This window comes from Flavobacterium hiemivividum (assembly GCF_004349145.1).
Lineage (GTDB): Bacteria > Bacteroidota > Bacteroidia > Flavobacteriales > Flavobacteriaceae > Flavobacterium > Flavobacterium hiemivividum.
Genome location: NZ_SMFO01000030.1, coordinates 1 through 1,655, shown reverse-complemented (window position 1 = coordinate 1,655; position 1,655 = coordinate 1). Strand labels below are relative to the sequence as shown.

The 1,655-nt window shown below is 36.2% G+C and carries 1 protein-coding gene; it reads right to left on the bottom strand.

Features of this window, described 5'->3' with window-relative positions:
• Window positions 1-1,402: IS21 family transposase (gene istA, locus E0F98_RS15950; protein ID WP_132113265.1), on the bottom strand; the 1,402-nt coding region annotated here is incomplete at its 3' end.
• Window positions 1,403-1,655: the final 253 nt, after the last annotated feature.

Genomic DNA, 1,655 nt, shown 5'->3' with positions numbered 1-1,655 from the left:
CAATCTCACAAGCTTTATCAAGTCTTTGTGATCCATAACTCTTATGTAGTTGTATTAAGCCAATAACCCTTTTGTATCCAATCTCAGGATATTCTACATTACACAGAATCTTCTCTACGCATTTCACTAAATGAGCACCGTGTGGAGCTGCTTGATTTTTAAAATACTCAGGACTCCAACTGGTATAGCTTTGATGCGTACTAGATAGGTGCTCCTTAATTGTATTGTAATTCCCTTTTTTTGGATTTCGCTTATGTGTGGCAATACGTAAATGATTATAGTAAACTTCTACGGAAGTATTTGTGTAGTGAATCATTGTATGATGGCCTATATAGCGATAAGGAACACTATAATAGCTCTTATCAGGCGAAAAATATACATATCCTATTTTCTGTACCTTCGCTCTTTTATAATCTTTTATTTGATAAGTACTGCCGGGTAATGCTTTTAAGTATTGTCTTTCCACAGATTGAAAGAGCTCTACACGACTTGCTTCTTTACGCTGAAAAAGCAATTGGTTATAAGTGGTCAACATACGTCTTAGCTCTGCATTGAGTTCTTCCAAAGAAAAGAAAGTTATCTCTCTAATGGGATAGTAAATTCTTTGATAGACAAGGTGTACAGCGTTTTCCACTAAGGCTTTGTCTTGGGGAGCATAAGTACGAGTTGGATTAACTATGCAATTATAATGGCTAGCAAAGTCTTTAAAGCTTCTGTTTATTTGTGATTCATACTTACTTGCACGAGATACAGCTGATTTTAAGTTGTCTGAGACTATTGCCAAAGGAACACCTCCATAAAAGTTTAGTGCATTAACACAGCATATTATAAGATCTTCTTTCTTCTGACTCTGGCAGGCTTGCACATAGGTATATTGGCTATTGGGAAGTATAGCTACAAAGACTTCTACGGGTATAATTTCCCCTGTGTTTTGATTAACATAAGAGAGTTTTTTACCAGCAAAATCAATGTACATCTCTTTGCCTGGCTCATGCTCTAACTTCATAGAACCTTTTACCTCTTTATATTTTCGGTTATAATGCTCCATAAACTGTGTGTAGCTGTAAGGATTAGCCATAGTTTGAGCATATTGTGTATAATGATATAGAAAAGTAAATCCAGGATGGTTACGAGCTTTATTAACCGTCTCGAAATAAAGCATTAAATCGTTATGCCGCTGCGTGTCAACAGTTGTAAAGCTAGAAAAGAGCTCTGATAGTTGTTCGACATCGAACGAGAGTAATTGTTGTAAAGAGTATTTACAGCCTTCAAATAGCTGCATATAGGTATTTACAGTATTGCGAGAAATACCTAATGTACTTCCTATTTTACGATTGCTATAACCGTCCAAATGTAAAGTAATGATTTGTTTTAAGTCCATAGGATCAAGTTTATTAGCCATATCGTACTGTTTTAGATAACAACAAGATAGTAGCTGATTTTGATCTTTCAAAGTGGCACAAATCGAACCGGAATACCATGATTTATTAGTCAAGTGACACAAATTGAACCAAAATAGTGGCACAAATCGAACCGGAATACTGTGACTTTTTAGTCAAGTGGCACAAATCGAACCGAAATAGTGGCACAAATTGACCGAAATGGGTGGCACGGTCTAACCGAAATCAGTGGCACAAATCGAACCGAGATATCCA